The organism is uncultured Mailhella sp. (assembly GCF_944324615.1).
Taxonomy (GTDB): Bacteria; Desulfobacterota; Desulfovibrionia; order Desulfovibrionales; family Desulfovibrionaceae; genus Mailhella.
Genome location: NZ_CALUWY010000095.1, coordinates 1 through 7,478, shown reverse-complemented (window position 1 = coordinate 7,478; position 7,478 = coordinate 1). Strand labels below are relative to the sequence as shown.

8 protein-coding genes are annotated in these 7,478 nt (G+C 61.8%); 4 read left to right on the top strand and 4 right to left on the bottom strand.

What is annotated here, in order from left to right; translation table 11 throughout:
• The 3 genes from Q0K07_RS12530 to rpsL all read right to left on the bottom strand — a co-directional run.
• The coding region (locus Q0K07_RS12530; RefSeq protein WP_294559683.1) for a GTP-binding protein at window positions 1-428 on the bottom strand (428 nt) is incomplete at its 3' end.
• A 6-nt stretch (window positions 429-434) separates the two neighbouring features.
• On the bottom strand, window positions 435-905 hold the full coding sequence (gene rpsG, locus Q0K07_RS12525; RefSeq protein WP_077073593.1) for a 30S ribosomal protein S7: 471 nt from the start codon (window positions 903-905) through the stop codon (window positions 435-437).
• Window positions 906-983: 78 nt separating this feature from the next.
• A complete protein-coding gene (rpsL, locus tag Q0K07_RS12520) occupies window positions 984-1,358 on the bottom strand; it encodes a 30S ribosomal protein S12 (RefSeq protein WP_077073592.1) in 375 nt (124 codons plus the stop codon).
• A 674-nt stretch (window positions 1,359-2,032) separates the two neighbouring features.
• On the opposite strand from rpsL, the gene hypD reads away from it, so the two are divergent.
• Both hypD and trpB read left to right on the top strand, forming a co-directional pair.
• On the top strand, window positions 2,033-3,136 hold the full coding sequence (gene hypD / locus Q0K07_RS12515; protein ID WP_294559681.1) for a hydrogenase formation protein HypD: 1,104 nt from the start codon (window positions 2,033-2,035) through the stop codon (window positions 3,134-3,136).
• A gap of 282 nt (window positions 3,137-3,418) precedes the next feature.
• Window positions 3,419-4,633 carry a tryptophan synthase subunit beta gene (trpB, locus tag Q0K07_RS12510; RefSeq protein WP_294559679.1) on the top strand — a complete coding sequence of 405 codons (1,215 nt, stop codon included), beginning with the start codon at window positions 3,419-3,421 and terminating at the stop codon, window positions 4,631-4,633.
• A gap of 92 nt (window positions 4,634-4,725) precedes the next feature.
• Here the strand turns inward: trpB and Q0K07_RS12505 are convergent, their stop codons facing one another.
• Window positions 4,726-5,658: a LysR family transcriptional regulator gene (locus Q0K07_RS12505; RefSeq protein ID WP_294559677.1), complete on the bottom strand. Its 933-nt coding sequence runs from the start codon at window positions 5,656-5,658 to the stop codon at window positions 4,726-4,728.
• A gap of 232 nt (window positions 5,659-5,890) precedes the next feature.
• Here Q0K07_RS12505 and Q0K07_RS12500 point away from each other — a divergent pair, with 232 nt between their 5' ends.
• Window positions 5,891-6,691 (top strand): PhnD/SsuA/transferrin family substrate-binding protein, encoded by an 801-nt coding sequence (locus tag Q0K07_RS12500; RefSeq protein WP_294559675.1) that lies wholly within the window; start codon window positions 5,891-5,893, stop codon window positions 6,689-6,691.
• A 29-nt stretch (window positions 6,692-6,720) separates the two neighbouring features.
• Window positions 6,721-7,478 (top strand): ornithine cyclodeaminase family protein (locus Q0K07_RS12495; RefSeq protein WP_294559673.1); only part of this gene is annotated, 758 nt, incomplete at its 3' end.

The window sequence follows — 7,478 nt, the reverse complement described above, 5'->3', positions numbered from 1 at the left end:
GCGCCGATTCTGTCCATCTTGTTGATGAAGCAGATGCGGGGCACGTTGTAGCGGTTGGCCTGACGCCACACGGTTTCGGACTGGGGTTCCACACCGTTCACGCCGTCGAACACGGCCACGGCACCGTCGAGCACGCGCAGGGAACGTTCCACTTCAATGGTGAAGTCCACGTGGCCGGGGGTGTCGATGATGTTGATGGTGCGGCCCTTCCACTGGCAGTGGGTGGCGGCGGAAGTGATGGTGATACCGCGTTCCTTTTCCTGTTCCATCCAGTCCATGGTGGACTCGCCTTCGTGCGTTTCACCGATCTTGTGGTTCACGCCCGTGTAGAAAAGGATACGTTCGGTGGTCGTCGTCTTGCCGGCGTCAATATGAGCCATGATGCCGATATTGCGCAGATCCTTGATTTCAAAGGTACGGTTGGACATGGCGGCCTACCAGCGGAAATGGGCGAAGGCCTTGTTGGCTTCGGCCATGCGATGGGTGTCTTCCTTCTTCTTCACGGAACCGCCGCGATTGTTGAAGGCATCGATGAGTTCCGCAGACAGCTTGGCGATCATGCCCTTTTCACCGCGGGCGCGGGAATAGGTGATGAGCCAGCGCAGAGCAAGGGAAATCTGGCGTTCGGGGCGCACTTCGACGGGCACCTGATAGTTGGCGCCGCCCACGCGACGGGACTTGACTTCCACATGGGGCTTCACGTTTTCCACGGCCTTTTCAAAGGCGTGCAGCGCTTCTTCGCCCGTCTTTTCACCGAGGATTTCCAGAGAGCGGTAGAAGATGGTTTCCGCCGGGCCCTTCTTGCCGTCGTACATGAGACGGTTCACGAAGCGGGCCACAAGGCGGCTGTTGTAGATCGGATCAGGCAAAATTTCCCTTTTTGCAATGGGACCTTTGCGGGGCATGGTGATTCCTCCGTAAGAAAGTTGGAATGGCCTTCAGAACCACTGAAAGACCATAAAAATGGAGTGGAGACTCTAGGATCAGTTCTTGGGACGCTTGGCGCCGTACTTGGAACGACGCTGACGGCGATCCTGCACGCCGGAGGTGTCCAGGGTACCACGGACGATGTGGTAACGGACACCGGGAAGGTCCTTCACACGGCCGCCGCGGATCATCACGACGGAGTGTTCCTGAAGGTTGTGGCCTTCGCCGGGGATGTAAGCCGAAACTTCGATGCCGTTGGTCAGGCGCACACGGGCGACCTTACGAAGAGCGGAGTTAGGCTTCTTGGGGGTGGTGGTGTACACACGGGTGCACACGCCGCGGCGCTGGGGGCATTCCTGCAGGGCCGGGGTCTTCTTTCTCTTCACCACCTTCTTCCGTTCGATACGGATAAGCTGCTGAATAGTAGGCATGTGTTCCTCCAAAATAAAAACACAAAGTTAGGCCAAAGAACGATATCAAATATCTTTGAACGTGTTTTTTGTCAAGGAATTTTTCCCCGCGGAAGGGCCGGATGCGGGCCGGGAAGGGCAGGGGAAAAACGAACGCGAAAAAAGCATAAGAAAAACAATATTAAAGGGTTGCCGCCTGCGGTCGGAATACCCCGTTTTCTGCCGGAGGGGAGGCGGCCGGGGAGACGCAAATGCGAGGGGGAAGCGCCGGAATGCCCCTCCTTCTGCCGGGAGAAGAGGCGGGGGCTTTGCCGTCTCAGGCGGGCGCGGGAACGCTTCCTGCGTCTCCCCGTGGGGCGAGCTTTTCCCGCAGGCGGCGACGGCTCCGTGCAGGCGCTCTTGTGAAGAACAGGGGGATTCCCTCTGCGGTGAAGGCCTTCCTTTCAGGCGGCCTCTCCGGCGGAGATTTCCTGCCGTGGCCGCCTTGGCCCTGAAACGTTCCGGCGTTCTGCGCGGCAAAGGACAGGCCCCTCCGGAGAAGGCTCCCCTGCCGGGGGCCTGCCCGGCGCATGTTCTCAGGCGGCTTTTCCGGCCTCGGCGGCGTTTCTGCCCGGCGGGAAGCGTTTTTCGCCTCATCCGTTGACAGGAAAAAGCCCGGCGTTTACCCAAGAGGGGAAACAGTTTCAGGAGCAGGCATGGACATTTCTTCCTCCTTTCACGATCCGGCGCTCTGCCGCGCCCTGCTGGAGCGGCTTTCCGGCGAGATTGAGGCCCTGGGCAGGCCGGTGCGATTCATGGAAGTGTGCGGCACGCATACGGTTTCCCTTTTTCAGAGCGGGCTGCGTTCGCTTCTGCCGCAGGGTCTTGAACATCTTTCCGGGCCGGGATGCCCCGTGTGCGTGACGCACGATGCCGAGGTGGCGGCCTTTATCCGCGCCGCGGAAAAGCCCGGCGTCATCGTGGCCACCTTCGGGGACCTTCTGCGCGTTCCCGGGCCGGACGGCCGTTCTTTGAAGAACGCCATGGCGGAAGGGGCGCGCGTGGAGGTGGTCTATTCCCCGCTGGATGCGGTACGCATCGCTTCGGAGCACCCTTCGGACACCGTGGTCTTCCCCTCCGTGGGCTTTGAGACCACGGCCCCGGTCATTGCCGGGGCGCTCATGGCGGCGCGCCGGGCCGGGCTTTCCAATTTCTGCATCGTGCCCTGCAACAAGCTCGTGCCCCCGGCCATGCGGGCTCTGCTGGACGGGGAGGACGGCAGAAAACGCATCGACGCCTTCCTTCTGCCCGGCCATGTGGCCGTGGTGCTGGGGCTGGAGCCGTTCCGCTTCCTTGCGCGCGAGTACGGCAGGCCCGCCGTGGTGGGCGGTTTTGAACCGGCGGACATCCTTTCCGCTCTCTGCCTCATGGTGGGCATGCTGCGCGAAGGAAAGCCCGCCGTGGGCAATACCTACATTCGCGCCGTGCATGAGGAAGGAAGTCCGCAGGCGCGGCATGTCATGGAAACGGTGTTTTCCGTGGCCGACGCGCGCTGGCGCGGGCTGGGGCTTATCCCGGACAGCGGCCTTGCCCTGCGCGGGGAATGGCGCGACTTCGACGCCATGGAGAAGCTCGGCCTGGAACTTGAGGAAACAAAGCCCATCCCCGGCTGCCGCTGCGGCGACATTCTGCGCGGCGTGCTCACGCCCGAGAAGTGCCCGCTTTTCGGCAGAGTATGCACACCGCAGAATCCCACCGGCCCCTGCATGGTTTCCACGGAGGGAAGCTGCGCCGCATGGTACCGGTACCGGGGCATGTAGTCCTCCCTGCGCCCTTGCCTTCTGCTTCTGCGGCGAAGGCGGAGAGAACTTTTCCGGCCGATTTCTTCTTGACAGAGAAACCCTCTTCCGGTAGAGAATGATTTCATGAATACGAAGAACGCCATAATCTTTTCCTGCCAGTGGTGGTGGCCCTGCTAAAAGGGCCGGGTTCTGGAGTATTCAGCAATTTACCACATCGAACCGCGGTCGGAGCAACGGCCGCGGTTTTTTACAGGCAGAATCGGAAGGCCGTGCTCCCCCTCAAATAAGAAGGAGCATACCATGAGCGTTTCCGAATCCAGCAAAACCTGTGCCCAGGCGTTTGAAACCGGTTTCTTCGGCCCCTACGGCGGCCAGTTTGTTCCCGAAGCTCTGAAGAAGGTACTGGACGAAGTCAACGAAGCCTTCACCAGATACCGTGACGATCCCGATTTCAAGGCCGAGCTTGCCGATCTCTTCGCCCATTACTGCGGGCGTCCTTCCCCTGTGTTTCACTGCCGCAATCTGAGCCGCGAACTCGGCGGCGCGCAGATCTATCTGAAGCGCGAGGATCTGAACCACCTCGGCGCGCACAAGATCAACAATACCCTGGGTCAGGTGCTGCTGGCCCAGCGCATGGGCAAGAAGCGCCTGGTGGCGGAAACCGGCGCAGGTCAGCACGGCGTGGCCGTGGCGGCCACGGCGGCGCTCTTCGGCATGGAATGCATCGTGTACATGGGCGAGGAAGACATGCGCCGTCAGGCCCTCAACGTGTTCCGCATGCGCATGATGGGGGCGGAAGTGCGCCCGGCCATGAGCGGTCAGCGTACCCTGAAGGAAGCCGTGGACGAGGCCCTGGAATGCTTCGTGAAGGAACCGGACATGTTCTATGTGCTCGGCTCCGCCGTGGGTCCGCATCCCTACCCCGTCATGGTGCGTCATTTCCAGTCCGTCATCGGCAGGGAATCCCGCGCCCAGTGTCTGGAACAGATCGGCCGTCTGCCCGATTACGCCGTGGCCTGCGTGGGCGGCGGTTCCAACTCCATCGGCATGTTCGCAGGCTTCCTTGATGATGAGGAAGTGAAGCTTGTGGGCGTGGAGCCCGGCGGCAAGGGCCCGGGCTACGGTCAGCATGCCGCGAGTCTGTGCAAGGGCAAGCCCGGCATTCTGCACGGCTTCAACGGCTATGTGCTTCAGGACGACAAGGGCGGCGTGGCCCCGGTGTATTCCATTTCCGCCGGACTCGACTATCCCGGCGTGGGTCCGGAACACAGCCAGCTCAAGGACTCCGGCCGCGCCGAATATGTGACCGTGACCGACGACGAGGCCGTGAACGCCTTCCTCACCCTTTCCCGCAGGGAAGGCATCATTCCCGCACTGGAATCCTCCCACGCTCTGGCTCATGCCATGCGCATCGCGCCCACTCTCGACAAGGACAAGATCATTCTGGTCTGCCTGTCCGGCCGCGGCGACAAGGACGTGACGCAGATTGCCGACCTTCTGAAGGGCAGAGTGTAGCCTTTCCCTGAAAGAGGGTGAAAAAGGGGCGGCGCCTTCGGGCGTCGCCCCTTTTTTTGTCGATTTTTCCGGAACGCTTTTCCCGCAGTTTCTCAGAGGGGCACGATGCTTTCGGGAAGTTCCCGGAACAGCATGTCGATGCAGGCCGCGCTCTGGGGCGGCAGGTGCTTGCGCCGCCGCGTGATCAGGGAATACTGGCGCAGCACCCCTTCTCCGGGCAGAGGATAGATGTCCAGCGTATCCCGGTACTGCCGCACGGTGAAATCTTCCAGAATGGTCACGCCCATGCCTGCCCGCACATAGGAGAGGATGACGGCGGAGTTGTTGGCAGTGGCGGCCACGGCGGGCGTGGCCCCGCTTTTATGCAGCTCCTGCCTGACCACTTCGTTGAGGGTGCTGGCCGAGGAGAAGGCCACAAAGGGCACGCCGTCCAGCTCTCTCATGTCGCGCAGCACGCCGTGTTCGTCCCGGGTGAAGCTGCTTCCGGGCGGGCAGACCAGCACCAGACGGGAAAGAAAGAGCGGGCGCGCATCGATGGTGGAGGGGAATTCCCTGCCGGCCAGTATGCCGAAGTCAATGAGCGAATTGTTGACAAGGTCCAGGGTGAAGCTTGCCTCCCCGCCCGACTGGAGGGTGAAGCGCGTGCGCGGATACTTCTTGTGAAAGCGCGCCAGGGGTTCGGCTATGATGTTGGCCGAAACGCTGTGGGTGGTGGAGAGCGAAATTTCCCCCTTGTATTCCGCCCGGCTCCCGCTGCCCACCTCGCAGCGGATTTCCTTCACCAGATCGAACATGGTGATGGCCTTTTCATGGAGCAGGCGTCCTTCCTCCGTGAGTTCCATGCTCTTGTTCCGGCGGTGGAAAAGCTGCACGCCGAGCTCCTCCTCAAGGCACTGGACAAGATAGCTCACGGCGGGCTGCCTGAGATGCAGGCTTTCCGCCGCCTGAGACATGTTGCCGTATTCCGCCACGGCGTAGAAGCCGCGCAGCCACTGAAGAAAGTTTCCGCTGAATGGCTCTATCATGATGTTTTTCCCCGACAAAATGCTCTGCGCCCGCATCCGGTGCCGCAGAGGGGCGCGTTTTCCGGCCACAGAGAGCTGCTATTGAAACGCTCTATATATCAATCAGTAAATTTTATCAATAATTGTTTTGACAAAAAAATTTTTAGAGTGATACAACAGCCCTGAACTGCCGGCGGAGTCGCCGGACGCCATGTCGGCGTCCCGAAGCCGGGAACCTTTTCAAGAGGCTGCCATGACCACACTCCTTGCCTGTTCCAGACTCTATGACGTCACTCCCCTCCATGCCGCGGCGTGGAGGGACATGTTCGCCGAAGTGGGCAGGCTTGCGGGGGTGGATCTGCGCGTTGTGGACTGGCGGGCGCCCGCGCCCCTCGGCGGGCTGTGGAAGCGGCCCGACCTGGGCCTGGTGTTTCTGTGCGGGCGGCCCTATGTGCAGGCCGGGGCAAGGCACTGCATCATCGGCGCGCCCCTCGGTCCGGATTCCGGGGAAAAGGCCGTGTACCGCACCCTTGTTCTGGCCCGCGCCTCCAGCGGCTGGACGAGACTGGAACAGAGCTTCGGTTCACGCCTCGGGCACATGGGCGCCCATTCCCAGTCGGGATACAACGCCCTGCGCTTTCTGCTCGCGCCCCATGCCGCAGGCCGGAAGCTCTATGCGGAAAGCGTGGAGCTTGAAACGCCGGCCGACTGCCTGAAGGCCCTGAGCGAAGGCCGGGTCGATGTCGTTCCGCTCGACAGTTACTTCTACCATCTGCTTGTTTCCGCGCAAAAGGAGCGGCAGCAGGAGCTTGTCATACTCGGCCGTTCTCCCCTGACGGCCATGCCCTTTCTTGCAGCGTCGCCCGGGACGGAGGATTCCGTGGTTTCGGCGCTGCGGGAAGCTCTGGCGGAGTGGAGCCGTGCCTCCTGCGGCGAAGCGCTTCGCCGGACGCTGTGCATGAGGGGCTTCTGCCTGCCGTCTCCTTCCGACTACGCGGTGCTGGCGGAGCAGGAAGCCGGGGCGCTGCGCCTCGGCTATCCCTGCCCGGCCTGATATTCACCTGAACCTTCCAGAGTCCAACCATGCAGGAAAGCTACATTACCTATCTCAACGGGCCCGACGTGGCCGCTCTGAACATGACCGACGCCGAAATTCTTGCCGCCGTGGAGGAAAGCCTCCGCGCCCAGGGTCTCGGGCAGACGCGCATTGAACCCAGGGTGCATCTGGTGCCCGAGGATTCCGCCAAGGGACATTTCAACGTTCTGCGCGGCTACATACAGCCTCTGCATGTGGCGGGCGTGAAGATCGTGGGCGATTATGTGGACAACTACAAGCAGGGCCTGCCGTCGGAAATGGCGGTCATGAACCTGTTTGATCCCGAAACCGGCATGGTGAAGGCCATTCTCGACGCCACCTCCATCACGGACATGCGCACCGGCGCCGTGACGGCTCTGGGGGCGAAGTACATGGCCCGGAAGAATTCCCGCATTCTCGGCCACATCGGTTCCCGCGGCACCTCGTACTGGAACGTGCGCCTTCTCGATTCGCTTTTCGACTTCGAGGAGATACGCGTGCACTCCCGCAGGCCCGAAAGCCGCGAGGCCTTCGGCCGGAGACTTTCCGAGGATCTGGGCAAGAGCGTGCGCGTGGTGGACGACTGGGAAACCTGCGTGAGGGGCGCCGACATCGTGGTGGAAGCCACGCGCCTGCCCGCTCCCTGCCCCATGCTGAAGACGGAATGGATCAAGAAGGGCGCCTTCGTGGTGCCCTACGGCACCATGAGCGCGGTGGAGCTTTCGCTCACCGACATCATGGACAAGATCGTGGTGGACGACTGGGG